Raw genomic sequence first — 14,775 nt, 5'->3', positions numbered from 1 at the left:
CTATCTCAACAGCCGACCCTCGATCGACCAGCGTGCCGCCAGGAAGTTCAGCACAGCGGCCACCACGACACCGATGATCTTGGCCGGCCACACGCCGATGGCCCCCGCGAGGGCGGCGATCGACAGGCTGGAAACGCCAAGCGAAATCAACGCGCCCAGCGAGACGAAGCGCAGGAAGGACTGGCGGAGCCGGATGCCCGGGTCGCGCTCGAACGACCAGAAGCCGTTCGCCGCGAAGGAGAAAAGGACCGCGACGAACCAGGCGCCGATATTGGCGGCCAGAGCCGGTACCGCGAGCTTGAGCAGCAGGAAGAATGCGGCGAGGTCGATGCCGCTGTTGACCAGCCCGACCAAGGCGAAACGAACGATCTTGTTGCCGGTCGAACGCTGCGGCTGGCCGGCGCTCATGTTTTGCCGTCCATGACACGGGCTTCGGCCCGCTTGAGGCTGACGCCGAAATCGTCTGAAGCTAGAAAGTCAAATTCGACCTCGCGCACGCTTTGCATTGGGTCGCGAGCGCGCAGCATGTCATCGACACGGCCCGGATGGCACATGAACACCCCTTGTTCGGGCAAGGTGTCAATCGCGGCGCGCAGCGTCGAAGCGAATTTCTCCGGCTTCCGCCAGTCATAGATGCCGGAAAGCGGCGTCATGAGGCTGAAGCCCGCCCGTTGCATCGATCTGTTGAAGCCCGCGGCCAGAGTGGCGATCGCCGCGATCTTGGCCGCCGCGTCCAGGCCGGCAAGCCCGGGCGCGCCGCGTAGTGCGGGCTTGTGTGCGCTCTCCCCAAACCGGGCGAGCAGCCAATTCCGTACCACGGGAAGAAAATGCACATGCTGGTGCCCGTCGATGTGATCGGGCGGGCCAACCAGCGCGTCGGTGAAGCGGTCGTACTGGGCGTCGAGCTCGGCATAAACGTCCCGCTCGTCGATACGCTCGCGCCGCACCGGCAGCGCAAGAGAGGCAAGCCCGGGCAACTTGCCTTCCGGCGCCAGGCTGGACGATCCGGTCACGGCTATCTGATCGGTCAGGGTCAGGTGCAGCCCGACGGCGGCGCTTCGACGGAACGGTCTGATGCGCGCCGCCGCCTCTTCCCATTCGGGAAAGCCGGTCATGCAACTGGTCCCGGTCAGGCGGCCGCGCTCGATGAGGTCGAGGATCGCACCCGATACCCCCGGCGCCAGCCCGTAGTCGTCGGCGATCAGGCGGATCGACCCGGTCATCTCTCAGAAGCAACCTGCTCGGCGGCATTGCCATGCAACACGTCGCGCACGATGTAGACGGGCCGGTCCTTGCTTTCGCTGAGCGTGACCCAGACATACTCGCCGATCAGGCCGAGCAGCGCCAGGTTGAGGCCTCCAAAAAGCACGACGGCGACCATGATGCTGGGGTAGCCTGGCACGGCGATGCCGTAGAACAGCACCTCGAAGAGCACCTTCACGCCATAGGCGAGACCTGCGAATGCCGCGAGCAATCCGATGAGGCTGATGACGCGCAGCGGGATCACGGAAAACGAGGTGAACCCTTCAAGCGAGAACGCGATCAGGTTGAACCTGGTCCATTTCGACGTGCCGCCGGAGCGGTTTTCCGGCGAGTAAAGCACCGCCTTCTGGCGAAAGCCGGCCCAGGCGAATAGGCCCTTGTTGAAACGCCGCTTGTCGCGCACGCTGGTCAAGGCACGTGCCACCGCGCCGCGCATGACACGGAAGTCTCCGGCATTCTCGGGAATATCGAAGCGCTGGCTGCTGTTGATCAGCCTGTAGAAGAGCCGCGCCAGCTGGCTGCGCCGCCAGCTCCCCTCGCGCCGGTCGTTCTGGGCGTAGACGACATCGATTTCGGGATTCTCGACCAGCTCGCCGATCATCCTCAGGCTGATATCCATGGAATGCTGGAGGTCGGAGTCCATGATCAGGACCATGTCGCCGCGGGAATGATCAAGGCCGGCGAGCACCGCCGCTTCCTTGCCGAAATTGCGGCTGAGCCGCACGATTTCCCACGAGCCCGACAACGCCGCGGCGAATGTCTCGGCGCTGCCGTCGCGGCTGCCGTCGTCGACGAGTATCTTGCGGACGGTCATGCCGAAGCGCTCCGCCACGGCCACTTCCAGCCTGTCGAGCAACCCGACGAAGGCGATCGCGGATTCGGCCTCGTTGAAGAACGGCGCGATGACGTCGAGCATCTCAGCCATGCGCGACGGCTCCGGGGGTCGGCACTTTGTCCCCGCCTCGCCCCCAGAACCAGGCGACAAGCATGCAGGCGACTATGCTGGTGCTGATTGGCCACAGCCACAAGTGGAAAAGATCGTGCAGCCGGAGATCGACACTGGTCAGTCCGGTAACGAAGAGGAGTATCGCCGGCAACCAGCGCATGGCCGCGTTTTCCTTCTTCCGCCACACCAGGGCGATGGAAAGGCCGGCTGGCACCGCCACCATGGCATAGGTGTTCTGCTCGACCCGCGGATTGAAGACGCACATGTAGAACGCCGCAATGAGGAAGATGGCCAGTCCGCCGATGTTGGAGTCCAGCCTGCGGTCCAACTGGAGCACCGCCCAAAGCGCAAGCAACCCCACGACGACGCGCACGATCGTCGCCTCGGCTTCGGACAGCGGCATCCCAAACCGCGTGAAAGGCGCTGTGAAGTCGGCCGGAACGAAGGGACCGGTTGGGTTGACCGTCATCGAAGTCAGCATGCGGAAGAAATCGTGGTACTGGGCGTTGATGTAGTCCGCGGGCGCAAAACCATAGGGGATGGCGAGCACGACGAGCACCGCCAGCACCAGCACCGGTATCAGCCGGGGACGCAGCGCTCCCACCAGAAGCAGCATGATGATCGCAGTGGGCTTGGCTATGACCGCAAGCGTGGCCCAGAAGAAGCTTTCAGCCCGGCGCCCCTCGAGTGCCGAGAGCGTGAGAAACCAGCACGCTCCGGTGAGCAGGATCGTCGCCTGGCCGTTGCGAAGCGCCGCCAGCGCCATCGGCAAGGCAAGGAACAGGCCGAAGGACAGCAGCCATGTCTGCTCCTGGCCGTCGATCCTGCGCACCTGACGCATTGCGGCGAAAGTCAGCGCGCCGAAGCCCAGCACATGCCACAAAACGCTGCCCAGATACGGCCCGAGCTTCACCAGGGGAACGTAAAGGGCGGCGAAGGCGGGCGCGTAGAGATACCCCCTCGCGGCCTGGACGTGATACAGCGGTTTACGGCTCAGGAAAGCTTCGCTGCCATGTCTGTAGATATAGACCACCGAACGGGTATCGGGCGACCATAGCGCCAGGCCAAGCACAATCAGAAACGACCCGACCCACAGCCAAAACCCCAAACGGTCGAAAACCGGCTTGGTTACCGTCATAGCGCACCCCGCGTTCCGACCAGGATGGCGTTCCCATCGCCGCCTGGCCTTCAGCGCCGGCGAGATATCACATCGAAATGAAATAGAACATACGAGCGTGACTGTTACCGGCGCGGGGCAAAGGACGGCGCAACAGCGGCGTTTTTCCGCCGCCACCTTGTCGATCACAGATTTGTGTTCAAGGCGTCGGCCCGTGGTCTGAACAGCTGCGATCGGCGCCCGGGAGTGCCTACGGCTTGATGAACACCTTTCCGTTGGGCCTGGCGAGCTCGGCCGGCAGCCGCGCCATCGCCTCGTCCAGCGGCACCACTGCCGCGACGTCGGTCGACCAGCGTCCGTCGGAAAAGCGCTTCTGCGCTTCCAGCACCGCCGGGCCCAGCCTGTCGCGGAACTGGCGCATCCATTCGGCCAGCCAGAAACCTTCGACACGCTTGTGCTGGAAGATCAGTTGGCCGGGCTCGGGGATCACCGTCGGCTCGGCGTCGAGCCGGCCATAGACGATCCAGCGCGCGCGTTTCGGCATGGCGTTGAAGATGGTGGAAGCCAGCGGGCCGGTGACGGCGTCGAGGAAGATGCGCGGCTGCTCAGCCTTCATCACCTCGCGCAGCGCCGCCTCGAAATCCGCCGCCTTCTCGTTGAGCACATGGGCGGCGCCGAGCTCTTTCAAAAGCGGGATCTGCTCGTCGCGACGCACCGTGACGATCGGCCGGAAACCCGCCTCCTTCGCCAGCCCGATGATCAGCTTGCAGAGCTGGCTGGCGCCAGCGCTCATGACGAAGGCCTTTTCGCCCTCTTGCTTGACGATGTCGAACATGGCCAAGGCCGTCAGCGGATTGACGATCATCGCGGCGCCGTCCTCGTCGCGCACCGTATCGATGAGCGGGATGCAGGACGCCGCCTCGGCGACGGCATAATCCGCCCAGGCGCCCCAGTTCGACACGCCGGTGGCGAAGGCGACGCGTTTCCCTGCGAGGCTCCTTGCATAGGGATCGTCGCCCGTGGCGACGACGATGCCGACGCCCTCGAAACCCGCCGGACGGCCCTTGACCCGCGGCTGGCCGTACTGGCCCTTGATGAAGGCGATGTCGGACGGGTTGATCGAGGCGAGGCTGACCTTGATCAGCGCCTGCGACGAACCGGGCGCCGGCACGGCGACGCTGCCGGGCTGGAGGTAAGGCTCCATCGCCTCCAGCGCGGCCGCCGAGGGCATCCTGGTGTAACCGTCGCCGACAAGCAGCAGACCCTGCATTTGCGAAGGAAGGGTCATGGCCGTCAGACCTTCTCCTGCGTGTATTTCTTCAGTTCCGTGCGCGCCACCTGCCGCCGGTGCACTGCGTCCGGCCCGTCGGCCAGCCGCAGCGTCCTCAGATGCGTCCAGGAGCGGGCGAGCGGGGTATCCTGGCTGATGCCTTGCGCGCCGAACATCTGCACCGCCTCGTCCGTGACTTTCAGCGCGACGCGGGGCGCCACCACCTTGATCTGGCTGATCCAGGGCGCGGCGGCGCGCGCGTCGCCCTGGTCGATCATCCAGGCGGCCTTGAGGCAGAGCAGCCGCGCCATCTCGATCTCCATCCGGCATTCGGCGATGATGTCGAAATTCGCGCCGAGCTTGGCCAGCGACTGACCGAAGGCTTCGCGCCGCACCGAGCGCTGGCACAGCATCTCCAGCGCCATCTCGGCCTGGCCGATGGCGCGCATGCAGTGATGGATGCGGCCAGGCCCCAGCCGCCCCTGCGCGATCTCGAAACCCCTGCCCTCGCCGAGGATCAGGTTCGCCGCCGGCACACGCACATTCTCGAATCTCAGATGCATGTGGCCATGCGGGGCGTCATCGTCGCCATAGACCTGCATGGGCCGCAGCCTGGTGACGCCCTTGCTGTCGGAAGGCACCAGGATCATCGAATGCCGGCGATGCTGCGGCTCTTCGTCCGATCCGGTCCTGACCATGACGATATAGATGGCGCAGCGCGGATCGCCCGCGCCGGAAGCCCACCATTTCTCGCCGTTCAGCACATAGTCGTCGCCCTGCCGCTCGCAGCGCATCGAAATGTTGGTCGCGTCCGAAGAGGCAACGTCAGGCTCGGTCATCAGATAGGCCGAACGAATCTTGCCCTCGAGCAGCGGCTCCAGCCAGTCCCGCTTGTGCCCTTGCGAGCCGTAACGCTCCAGCACTTCCATGTTGCCGGTGTCGGGCGCCGAGCAGTTGAAGGTCTCGGCACCGAGATGCGCCTTGCCCATCTCCTCCGCCAGATAGGCGTATTCGACGGTGGAAAGGCCATAGCCGCGCTTGGAATCGGTCAGCCAGAAGTTCCACAGGCCGCGTTCGCGCGCAGTCTTCTTCAAGCCTTCGAGGATTTCCGTCTGCCTGGCCGTATAGGACCAGCGGTCGCCGCCCTTGCCGATCTCGGCGAGAAATTCTTCGCCGAGCGGCGCTATCTCGTCGCGCACCATCGCCGCCACGCGCTGGTGGATTGGCTTCAGCCGCTCGGTCATGCCGAGATTCATATCCGTCATCGCTTCCGGCCTTTCCGAAGATAAATCTTTACCCGTGGCAAGGATGACCGTACTTCGGCTAGCCTTGTCAACGCGAGTCCCCGGCCGGACAGGATGCGGAGAAACACGATGAGCTATCTGGACAAGCTGTTCTCGGTCGCCGGCAAGACCGCGCTGGTGACGGGTGCTGCGACCGGCATCGGCCGCATGGTGGCGACCGGACTGGTACGCGCCGGCGCTCATGTGATGATCGTCTCGCGCAAGGGCGAGGATTGCGCGAAAGTCGCCAATGAATTGAACGCGCTCGGCGGCTCCGGCCATGCCGAGGGCTTTGCCGGCGACGTGTCCAGCGAAGCGGGCATCGCCGCGCTCGTCGCCGAGGTCAAGGCGCGCACGGAGCGCCTGCACATCCTGGTCAACAATGCCGGCATTTCCTGGGGTGCACCTCTGCAGGATTTCCCCTACCACGCCTGGGCCAAGGTGTTCGGCGTCAACGTCACCGCCGTCTTCCACCTGACGCGGGAGCTCTTGCCGCTGCTCGATGCCGCCGCGAGCGACGAGGATCCTGCTCGCGTCGTCAATCTCGGCTCGGTGATGGGCACCCAGCCGCTGGCCGACGATGCCTATTCCTACGCGGCCTCGAAAGCGGCGGTGCATCATTTGACTCGCACGCTGGCGATCGAGTTCGCGGCCCGCCGCATCACCGTCAACGCCTTTGCGCCTGGTCCTTTCCAGAGCCGTATGACGGCGTTTGCCACCGCGACCGAGGAGCAGGCGAAACATGTTGGTAACCATGTTCCGCTCGGCCGCATCGGCGTGGCGGATGACATTGCCGGCGCAACGCTTTATTTGTGCAGCCGGGCCGGCAGCTATGTCACCGGCGCCATCCTGCCGATCGACGGCGGCCAGTCGGTGCAGCATGGAATGACTTTGTTCAAGGAATAAGGTGCCCGGTTCGAGGAATCGTAATCCGGGCGGGGGTGCGGAGGACATCAGCGTGGAACCGATCAGTCTCGATACGCTTGTGGCAAGCGTCGGCAAGGAGGTCGGCGTCTCGCCCTGGCGAACGGTGACGCAGCGCATGATCGACCAGTTCGCCGATGCGACCGACGACCACCAGTTCATCCATTGCGATCCGGAGCGCGCCGAGCGCGAAACGCCCTTCGGCGGCACCATCGCTCATGGTTTCCTGTCGCTGTCGCTTCTGTCGGCAATGACCTTCGAGACGATGCCGCCGCTGGAAAACACCAAGATGGGCGTCAACCACGGCTTCGACACGCTGCGGTTCCTGGCGCCGGTGAAGACGGGCTCGCGCATCCGCACCCGCTTCGTGCTGGCGGACGTCAAGGTGCGGCCGTCCGGCTGGGTGCAGACGGCGCATGATGTGACCATCGAGATCGAAGGCTCGAAGAGGCCGGCGCTGACGGCGCGTTGGCTGACCTTGACGCTGATTGAGCGTCAGCCCGAGAACGCATGAGCGGCGAGGCCGGTGCCATAGACCAGGCGGCGCTTGCGCCCTATCTCGAGGCGCATATCCCGGGTTTTACCGGCCTGTCCGCGATTGAAAAATTCAAATCCGGACAATCCAATCCGACCTATCTTTTGACCGCCGCCAGCGGCCGCTATGTGCTGCGCGCCAAGCCGCCGGGACAATTGCTGAAATCCGCGCATCAGGTCGACCGCGAATTCCGGGTCATGCAGGCGCTTGCCGGCACGGCTGTGCCGGTCCCGCGCATGCTGCACCTGTCGGGTGAAACCTTCCCGATCGGCCGCATGTTCTATGTCATGGAATATCTCGACGGCCGCATCTTCTGGGATCCGTCGCTGCCTGACGTTTCCAGCAATGAAGAGCGTGCCGCGATCTACGATGCGATGAACGCGACGCTTGCCGCCCTGCACGATGTCGATGTCGGCGCCGTCGGCCTTGGCGATTTTGGCAAGCCCGGCAGCTATTTCGAGCGCCAGCTCGCGCGCTGGACCGGCCAATACCGGGCCTCCGAAACCGAAACCATTGCCGATATCGACAGGCTGATTGCGTGGCTCGAAACCCATATACCGGCCGATGACGGCCGCGTTTCGCTTGTCCATGGCGACTACCGGCTGGACAACATGATGTTCGCGCTCGATGCGCCGAAAGTCATCGCGCTGCTCGACTGGGAACTGTCGACACTCGGCGACCCCTTCGCCGACCTCGCCTATCAATGCATGCAATGGCGCCTGCCGCATGCCTCCGGCTTTCGCGGCCTCGGCGGCGTCGACCGCGCCGCTGCCGGCCTGCCGTCCGAGGAGGCCTATGTCGCAGCCTATTGCAAACGGCGCGGCATCGGGAAGATCGACAACTGGACCTTCTTCCTCGCCTTCTCCTTCTTCCGGCTGGCGGCAATTTGCCAGGGCGTCTATCGCCGCGCGCTGGACGGCAATGCCTCCAATCCGGAAAAGGCAAAGACCTATGGGCAAGCGGTTAAGCTGATCGCGATACTCGCGGCGGAGCTGAGCGGCGGGAAGAACTGAAGAAAGGAAAGCTGAGCGATGGGCCGTTTCGATGGGATGACGGTGCTGGTCACCGGCGCGACGGGCGGCCTCGGCAGCGGCGCGGCAAAGGCCTTCGCAGCGGAAGGCGCGCGGCTCGTGCTCTCCGATCTCGACGAGGCGGCGCTCGGCGATTTTGCGGCAACGCTCGACGCCGAGACCGCTCACCTTGCCGGCAACATCGCCGACGAAAAGCTCTCGGAGGATCTGATGCAACTGGCCGTCGAGAAATTCGGCCGGCTCGACATCGCCGTCAACAATGCCGGCATCGTACACAACTTCGTGCGCTTGCCGCAGGTGACCTCGGAAGAGGCGCGCCGCGTGGTCGAGGTCGACCTGCTCGGCGTCTTCTATGCCATGAAGCACCAGATTCCTCAGTTGGAACGGCAGTTCAGGGAAAGCGGCAAGGGCGGCGTCATCGTCAACATCGCCTCGGTCGCCGGTCTATCGGGCGCGCCGAAACTTTCGGTCTATGCCGCCGCCAAGCATGGCGTCGTCGGGCTGACGCGCTCTGCCGCCGTGGAATATGCCAGCAAAGGGATACGCATCAACGCCGTCTGCCCGGCCCACACCCGCACGGCGATGGTCGACGGCTTCGTGCGCGTCAGCGGAGCGCCCGAAGCCGAAGCACTTGCCGAACTCACGCGCGGCGTGCCGATGAAGCGTGTCGGCGAGATCGACGAGATCACCACCGGCATCCTGTTCCTTGCCGACCCTGCCAACTCCTTCATGACCGGTCACGCGCTGGCGCTCGACGGCGGCATTGGCGCCATTTGAGCATGCTGGGAACGGCTTGCATCCGCAATCGCGTTAACCGAAGAGTTTGAGCGGACGTTGCGGAACCGGAACGCTCTCTTGTCCGTTTCCGTACAGCGTATATAATTTCGTCAGGCAACCAATCACAAAGGCAGCGGGCATTGACGCTGAGCGTTCAGAAACGCCGCGAAAAACAGAAGGCGGAGCTTCGCTCCGAACTGGTCGCGGCGGCTCACAAGCTGGTGCAGGAAGAGGGTTACGAGGGCCTCACCATCCGCAAGCTCGCCAAGCGCGTCGGCTACGCGCCGATGTCGGTCTATTCCTATTTCGCCGACAAGCAGGACATCCTGTTCGCGCTGGCCGAAGACGCCTTCGAGACGCTCGCTCGTCGCATCGAGGAGCACCCCGCCGACGACCCGATCGAGGCGCTCAAGGCGGTGATGACCGAGTACGCGGCTTTCGGGCTCGGCAATCCCAACGAATACCGCACCGTCTTCATGACCGAGAAGACCAAGCTGCCCGAAGGACGCAGCTACGAGGACATGGAAGAGGGCAATCCGGCCATGAAGGTGCTGATCAAACGCGTCGAGGCCTGCGTTGCCGCCGGCAGGCTCAAGGGCGACCCGCGCGCCATCGCGACCATGCTGTGGACCGTGGGCCACGGCACGATTTCGCTCTTGATCACCTTTCCCTTTTATCCGTTCGGCGACGCCCAGGCCTATGTGAAGCGCATGTGCGATTTCACGCTTGTGGGGTTGCAGGCGCAGGATATTCCGCCGCTGACCGCAACGCCCGTCAACTGCTGATCTCTTTGATCGTCGGCTCGCATCGCTTCGCCTGATTTGCGGGGGCGAATTCCTGTGTTCAAAAAAATTTGTCGTACACGTACAGATTCCTCCTTGAATTCCGACTCTATTAACCGTATTTGTACGCCGTATCGTACGTGTACGACGAGATTGACTGGAGACGGAAAATGAAGAAGACCCTCCTTGCGCTCGCCACCGTGCTGGCTTTCTCGGGTGCTGCTTTCGCTGGCGCGAGCCAGCCGGCCAAGCATGTCCCCGCGGCTTGCGCTCAGACCAACGCCAGCGTGAAACTCGACTGCACGTCGACCGGTTCGGTCGAAAAGGCGGACGCCAACAAGACGACGAAGAGCCCGCGGCTCGGCATCGATGTCAGCCCGTGGTTCGTGCCCGGCCTCTAAGTGCCGACCGGCTTTTAAGATCTCAACATCGAAACGGGCGGCATCCGGCCGCCCGTTTCGTATCCACCTGTATGGCGCCAACTGAAACGGTCGGCGACAGCACCTATTTCTTGCGCGGCTTGCTCTCGGGTACCGTCTTGGCCTTGCCGGTTTTGGCGGGAGCGCCGGGAATGGTGGTGCTGGTGATCGACACCGGATCGCTGGCTGGGAATGTGTCCTCGAGGCCTTCCTCGAGTTCCTCGTCCTCGACCTGGCGATGCTTCTCACGCTCGAGCGAGCGGACGGCCGAAGTCTTTTTGGGCGTTTTCGGCGCGGGTTTGGATGGCATCGGCTTCTCCCTCGCTAAGCAGTTCCAGGAAAAGTGCGCAGCGGTTTTCCGTCCGGAACTGCGGCAGAGCAAACATTTAGAGCGGCGGGCGTCATAAAACACCCAGCCGCTCTTGCCGCAAGAACGGACTGGATCGGCGATGGTTCCTGCCACGCCGCATCCCTTCGGATAGCGTGGCGCAAAGATCAGTTCGCCGCGTCGCTCGCCGCTTCCGACAGCAGAGTAAAGACATAGTCCGCGAAGGAACGCCAGCACTCCACACGGAACGCGTCGGCCGCGGTGCGCAACAACACGATCTCGGATTTGCCGAGAATGGTGCGCGAGGCAGCACCCACCGGGAAAGCCTCGAGCGACAGGTCTTGCGGACAGCCCGAATTGACCGTCATCGAGGCCGCTGGCCCGGTGACCGAGATTGCGACATTGCGGTGCGAGATGCCGACCGCCGAATGCAGCGCCGTCACCTTGGCGCAGTCGGCGAGCGGATCGTTGCCCGCCTCGTCGATGATCAGCCATTCGTCCGGCCCGAGCCACAGCGCCGTGCGTCCGTCCTTGGTCGCCGAGGTCTTCGGCTTGGCCGGCAGCGTCACGCCGAGCGCCTTGGAAAGTGCTGCGGCCGAAGCCTGCGGCGCGCGCAGCGAGATGCGTTCGGCCGGCGGCAGCATCTCCACTTTTACGCCCGGCGCCGAGACTGTGCGGCCGGCGAGTGCCGGCCGGCGCTCGGCGGAAGGCGCGGCAGCAGCGGCTTTTGTCTTGGCGGCGGCCTTAGCCATTGAGGCGTTCTCCCTTCTCGTCGACGAACACCATGCCGGTGACCTCCACCTCGATCGTGCCGTTCGGCATCGGCACGTAGAGCGTCTGCCCCATGCGGTCGCGACCGCCGGCGACCAGCGCCAGGGCGATCGAGCGGCCGCAATTCTCCGACCAATAGCTGGAGGTGACGTGGCCGATCATCTTCATCGGGATCGGCTGCTTCGGGTCGGCGACGATCTGCGCGCCCTCTTCCAGCACGACCTTCGGATCCTTGGTCTTCAAGCCCACGAGCTGCTTGCGGCCCTTGGCTACAAGGTCCGGCCGGGTCAGGCCGCGGATGCCGACGAAATCGGTCTTCTTCTTGCCGACCGCCCAGTCGAGCCCGGCATCGTTCGGCGTCACCGTGCCGTCGGTGTCCTGGCCGACGATGATGTAGCCCTTCTCGGCGCGCAGCACGTGCATCGCTTCCGTGCCATAAGCAGTCGCGCCATGCTTCTGGCCTTCAGCCCACAGCGCTTCCCAGACCGCCTCGCCGTAATCGGCAGGCACGTTCACTTCAAAACCGCGCTCGCCGGTGAAGGACATGCGGAACAGCCTCGTGGGCACGCCGCAGATCTTGCCCTCGCGCACCGACATATGCGGCATCGCCTCGTCCGACATGTCGATGCCTTCAACCAGCGGCGCGATGATGTCACGCGACTTCGGCCCTTGGACGGCTATGACCGCCCACTGTTCGGTGATCGAGGTCAGCCAGACATTGAGATGCGGGAACTCGGTCTGGAGGTAATCCTCCATGTGGTTCATCACGCGCGGCGCGCCGCCGGTCGTCGTCGTCACATGGAAGCGGTCCGGCGCCAGCCTGCCGACGACGCCGTCATCATAGATGAAGCCGTCCTCGCGCAGCATGATGCCGTAGCGGCAGCGGCCGGTTTCCAGCTTCTCCCACGGGTTGGTGTAGAGCAGTTCCATGAACTTCGCCGCATCCGGCCCGATCACCTCGATCTTGCCGAGTGTCGAGGCGTCGAACAGGCCGCCCACTTTTCGCACCGTCACGCATTCGCGATCGACGGCGGCGTGCATGTCCTCGCCTGCCTTGGGGAAATACCAGGCGCGCTTCCAGTGACCGACATCCTCGAACACAGCACCTTGCGAGGCAGCCCAGCCATGCGTTGCCGTGCGGCGGGTCGGGTCGAACAGCGCGCCCCGCGCATGACCGACGATCGAGCCGAACGTCACCGGCGTATAGGGCGCGCGGAACGTGGTGAGGCCGACCTGCGGGATCGGCTTGCCGAGTTCCTCGGCGGCGATCGCCAGACCATGCATGTTCGACGTCTTGCCCTGGTCGGTCGCCATGCCGTTGGTGGTGAAGCGCTTGACGTGCTCGATCGAGTGCATGCCTTCATGCACCGCTTGGCGGATGTCCTTGGCGGTGACGTCGTTCTGGAAATCGACGAAGGCCTTGACCGTTGTGCCCGGCCCGGCGCCGGGCCCGGCGCCCAGCATGCCGCGCGACCAGCTCTCGCCGGCATCGACCTTCGGCTTGGCGCTCTTCCTGGCGCTGCCGCCGGCGTCCTTCGCCGCCTTGGCGCCGGCCGCATAGGCCTCGTCGACCGTCGCGTCCAGCCCGTCCGTGCCGTTGCAGGCACCGGCCGAGACGCAGTCCTGCGCGTAGGTGCCGGGCACGAAGCGCTTGGTCTCGTCGTTGAAGGCGACCTTGCCGCGCGACTGCGAGAACAGATGCACCGACGGCGTCCAGCCGGCCGACATCAGGATCGCGTCGACCGGGATGGTCCGCTCGCCGCCGCCATTCTTCGGCTGCACCGTCATCGACGACACGCGCAGCTTGCCGCCGGCGCTGACAACGGCGCGGCCGAAATTGATCTCGATGCCGAGCGCCCTCGCCTCGTCGATCACCGCGCCGGCGGGATTGTCGCGCAGGTCGACGATGGCAGCGACATTGACGCCCGCCTTCTTGAGATCGATCGCGGCGGCATAGGCGGAATCGTTGGCCGTATAGACGCCGACATTCCTGCCGACCGCGACGCCATAGTGGTTGAGGTAGGTGCGCGCGGCCGCCGCCAGCATGACGCCCGGACGGTCGTTGTTGGCGAACACCATGTGGCGCTCGATGGCGCCGGTGGCGATGACGACGCGCTTGGCGCGGACCTGCCACAGGCGCTCGCGCGCCAGCTCGCGGCCCGGGCTCTTGAGATGGTCGCTGACCCGCTCGACCAGGCCGACGAAGTTCTGCGCGTAGTACCCAAAAGCAGTCGTGCGCGACAGCACGCGCACATTGTCCATCGCCTTGAGCTTCGCGATCACGCCTTGAGCCCAGGCAAAGCCGTTCTGGCCGTCGATCCTGGCGCCGCTCTCGAAGCGCAGGCTGCCGCCGAATTCGGCCTGCTCGTCGGCGAGGATCACCCGCACGCCCGTTTCGGCGGCGGCAAGGGCAGCTGCAATGCCGGCGGCGCCGCCTCCCAGCACCAGCACCTCGCAATGCGCGTAGCGGGCGGCATAATGGTCCGGATCCGGCTTCTCCGGCGAAACGCCGAGGCCTGCGGCAGCGCGGATCTTCGGCTCGTAGAGATCCTTCCACGCCCACTTCGGCCACATGAAGGTCTTGTAGTAGAAGCCGGCCGAAAACATCGGCGAGGCGATGTCGTTGACCGCGCCGACGTCGAAAGCGAGCGACGGCCAGCGGTTCTGCGAATTGGCCGTCAGCCCGTCATAGAGCTCCTGCACGGTGGCGCGCACATTGGGCGTCTTGCGCGCATCGTCGCGCACGATCTGCACCAACGCGTTGGGCTCTTCCGCGCCGGCCGACAGGAAGCCGCGCGGCCTGTGGTACTTGAACGAGCGCCCGACCAGATGCACGCCGTTGGCAAGCAGCGCCGAGGCCAGCGTATCGCCCTCGATGCCGGAATAGGCCTGGCCGTCGAAGCTGAACGATGCGGTCTTCGCCTGGCTCAGGCGACCGGCGCCGGAGATACGGAATGCGGCGCTCATTTCGCGGCTCCAGGCAGTTTCGCCGGCTTCGGTTCGCCGGCCTTGTAGGTCATGACGAACTTGTCGGTGACGGTGTCGCGGACGGCGTTGAAGAAGCGCGCGCAGCCATGGATGTGCCGCCAGCGCTCATAGATGATGCCCTTCGGATTGGCGCGGATGAAGAAGAATTTCTCGAAATCGTCGTCGCTCTCGCCGGCAATGTTGGCTGAGCGCACGACATGCGCCTCGCCGGCATTGCGGAACTCGAGTTCCGGGCGCTCTTCCTCGCAATAGGGGCAGCGGATGAGAAGCATCTGGGTGATCCTAAAACTTGCCGTGACCGGCGCGCGCGCCGGCCGAGTGAAAGCAAAGCGGCTGAGCCA

At 64.6% G+C, this 14,775-nt stretch carries 16 protein-coding genes; 6 read left to right on the top strand and 10 right to left on the bottom strand.

Features of this window, described 5'->3' with window-relative positions; genetic code table 11:
* The 6 genes from FJ430_RS09680 to FJ430_RS09655 all read right to left on the bottom strand — a co-directional run bounded on the left by FJ430_RS09680 (position 1) and on the right by FJ430_RS09655 (position 5,861).
* Positions 1 to 408 (bottom strand): GtrA family protein, encoded by a 408-nt coding sequence (locus FJ430_RS09680; RefSeq protein WP_140706848.1) that lies wholly within the window; start codon positions 406 to 408, stop codon positions 1 to 3.
* Entirely contained in the window at positions 405 to 1,223 is an 819-nt protein-coding gene (locus FJ430_RS09675) for a ChbG/HpnK family deacetylase (protein ID WP_140706846.1), read from the bottom strand. Before FJ430_RS09675 ends, FJ430_RS09680 begins: the two co-directional genes overlap by 4 nt.
* On the bottom strand, positions 1,220 to 2,188 hold the full coding sequence (locus FJ430_RS09670; protein ID WP_140642370.1) for a glycosyltransferase family 2 protein: 969 nt from the start codon (positions 2,186 to 2,188) through the stop codon (positions 1,220 to 1,222). The genes FJ430_RS09675 and FJ430_RS09670 overlap by 4 nt, the downstream gene beginning before the upstream one ends.
* The gene (locus FJ430_RS09665; protein ID WP_226892126.1) at positions 2,181 to 3,515 is read right to left on the bottom strand and encodes a glycosyltransferase family 87 protein; all 1,335 of its coding nucleotides are present in this window, start codon (positions 3,513 to 3,515) and stop codon (positions 2,181 to 2,183) included. Before FJ430_RS09665 ends, FJ430_RS09670 begins: the two co-directional genes overlap by 8 nt.
* A gap of 61 nt (positions 3,516 to 3,576) precedes the next feature.
* Entirely contained in the window at positions 3,577 to 4,614 is a 1,038-nt protein-coding gene (locus tag FJ430_RS09660) for a zinc-binding dehydrogenase (protein ID WP_140706844.1), read from the bottom strand.
* Between the two features lie 5 nt (positions 4,615 to 4,619).
* The gene (locus FJ430_RS09655) at positions 4,620 to 5,861 is read right to left on the bottom strand and encodes an acyl-CoA dehydrogenase family protein (RefSeq protein WP_140706842.1); all 1,242 of its coding nucleotides are present in this window, start codon (positions 5,859 to 5,861) and stop codon (positions 4,620 to 4,622) included.
* Positions 5,862 to 5,969: 108 nt separating this feature from the next.
* On the opposite strand from FJ430_RS09655, the gene FJ430_RS09650 reads away from it, so the two are divergent.
* The 6 genes from FJ430_RS09650 to FJ430_RS09625 all read left to right on the top strand — a co-directional run bounded on the left by FJ430_RS09650 (position 5,970) and on the right by FJ430_RS09625 (position 10,329).
* Positions 5,970 to 6,785 carry an SDR family oxidoreductase gene (locus tag FJ430_RS09650; protein ID WP_140642379.1) on the top strand — a complete coding sequence of 272 codons (816 nt, stop codon included), beginning with the start codon at positions 5,970 to 5,972 and terminating at the stop codon, positions 6,783 to 6,785.
* 52 nt (positions 6,786 to 6,837) lie between these two features.
* Positions 6,838 to 7,317, top strand: coding sequence for a MaoC family dehydratase (locus tag FJ430_RS09645; protein ID WP_140706840.1), 480 nt, complete (start codon positions 6,838 to 6,840; stop codon positions 7,315 to 7,317).
* Complete coding sequence (locus FJ430_RS09640; protein ID WP_140706838.1) at positions 7,314 to 8,351, top strand: phosphotransferase family protein; 1,038 nt, start codon at positions 7,314 to 7,316, stop codon at positions 8,349 to 8,351. The genes FJ430_RS09645 and FJ430_RS09640 overlap by 4 nt, the downstream gene beginning before the upstream one ends.
* A gap of 18 nt (positions 8,352 to 8,369) precedes the next feature.
* On the top strand, positions 8,370 to 9,146 hold the full coding sequence (locus tag FJ430_RS09635; RefSeq protein ID WP_140706836.1) for an SDR family NAD(P)-dependent oxidoreductase: 777 nt from the start codon (positions 8,370 to 8,372) through the stop codon (positions 9,144 to 9,146).
* A gap of 140 nt (positions 9,147 to 9,286) precedes the next feature.
* Positions 9,287 to 9,931 (top strand): TetR/AcrR family transcriptional regulator, encoded by a 645-nt coding sequence (locus FJ430_RS09630; protein ID WP_140706834.1) that lies wholly within the window; start codon positions 9,287 to 9,289, stop codon positions 9,929 to 9,931.
* 167 nt (positions 9,932 to 10,098) lie between these two features.
* Positions 10,099 to 10,329 (top strand): DUF680 domain-containing protein, encoded by a 231-nt coding sequence (locus FJ430_RS09625; protein ID WP_140706832.1) that lies wholly within the window; start codon positions 10,099 to 10,101, stop codon positions 10,327 to 10,329.
* Positions 10,330 to 10,432: 103 nt separating this feature from the next.
* Here the strand turns inward: FJ430_RS09625 and FJ430_RS09620 are convergent, their stop codons facing one another.
* The 4 genes from FJ430_RS09620 to FJ430_RS09605 form a co-directional block, all read right to left on the bottom strand.
* The gene (locus tag FJ430_RS09620; protein ID WP_140706830.1) at positions 10,433 to 10,657 is read right to left on the bottom strand and encodes a hypothetical protein; all 225 of its coding nucleotides are present in this window, start codon (positions 10,655 to 10,657) and stop codon (positions 10,433 to 10,435) included.
* Between the two features lie 185 nt (positions 10,658 to 10,842).
* Entirely contained in the window at positions 10,843 to 11,427 is a 585-nt protein-coding gene (locus FJ430_RS09615; protein ID WP_140706828.1) for a sarcosine oxidase subunit gamma, read from the bottom strand.
* Entirely contained in the window at positions 11,420 to 14,413 is a 2,994-nt protein-coding gene (locus FJ430_RS09610; protein ID WP_140706826.1) for a sarcosine oxidase subunit alpha, read from the bottom strand. Before FJ430_RS09610 ends, FJ430_RS09615 begins: the two co-directional genes overlap by 8 nt.
* On the bottom strand, positions 14,410 to 14,706 hold the full coding sequence (locus FJ430_RS09605; protein WP_140706824.1) for a sarcosine oxidase subunit delta: 297 nt from the start codon (positions 14,704 to 14,706) through the stop codon (positions 14,410 to 14,412). The genes FJ430_RS09610 and FJ430_RS09605 overlap by 4 nt, the downstream gene beginning before the upstream one ends.
* Positions 14,707 to 14,775 lie beyond the last annotated feature (69 nt).

Source organism: Mesorhizobium sp. B2-8-5 (assembly GCF_006440675.2).
Lineage (GTDB): Bacteria > Pseudomonadota > Alphaproteobacteria > Rhizobiales > Rhizobiaceae > Mesorhizobium.
The sequence above is the reverse complement of the archived record's forward strand: the minus strand, read 5'-3'. Positions and strand labels throughout refer to the sequence as shown.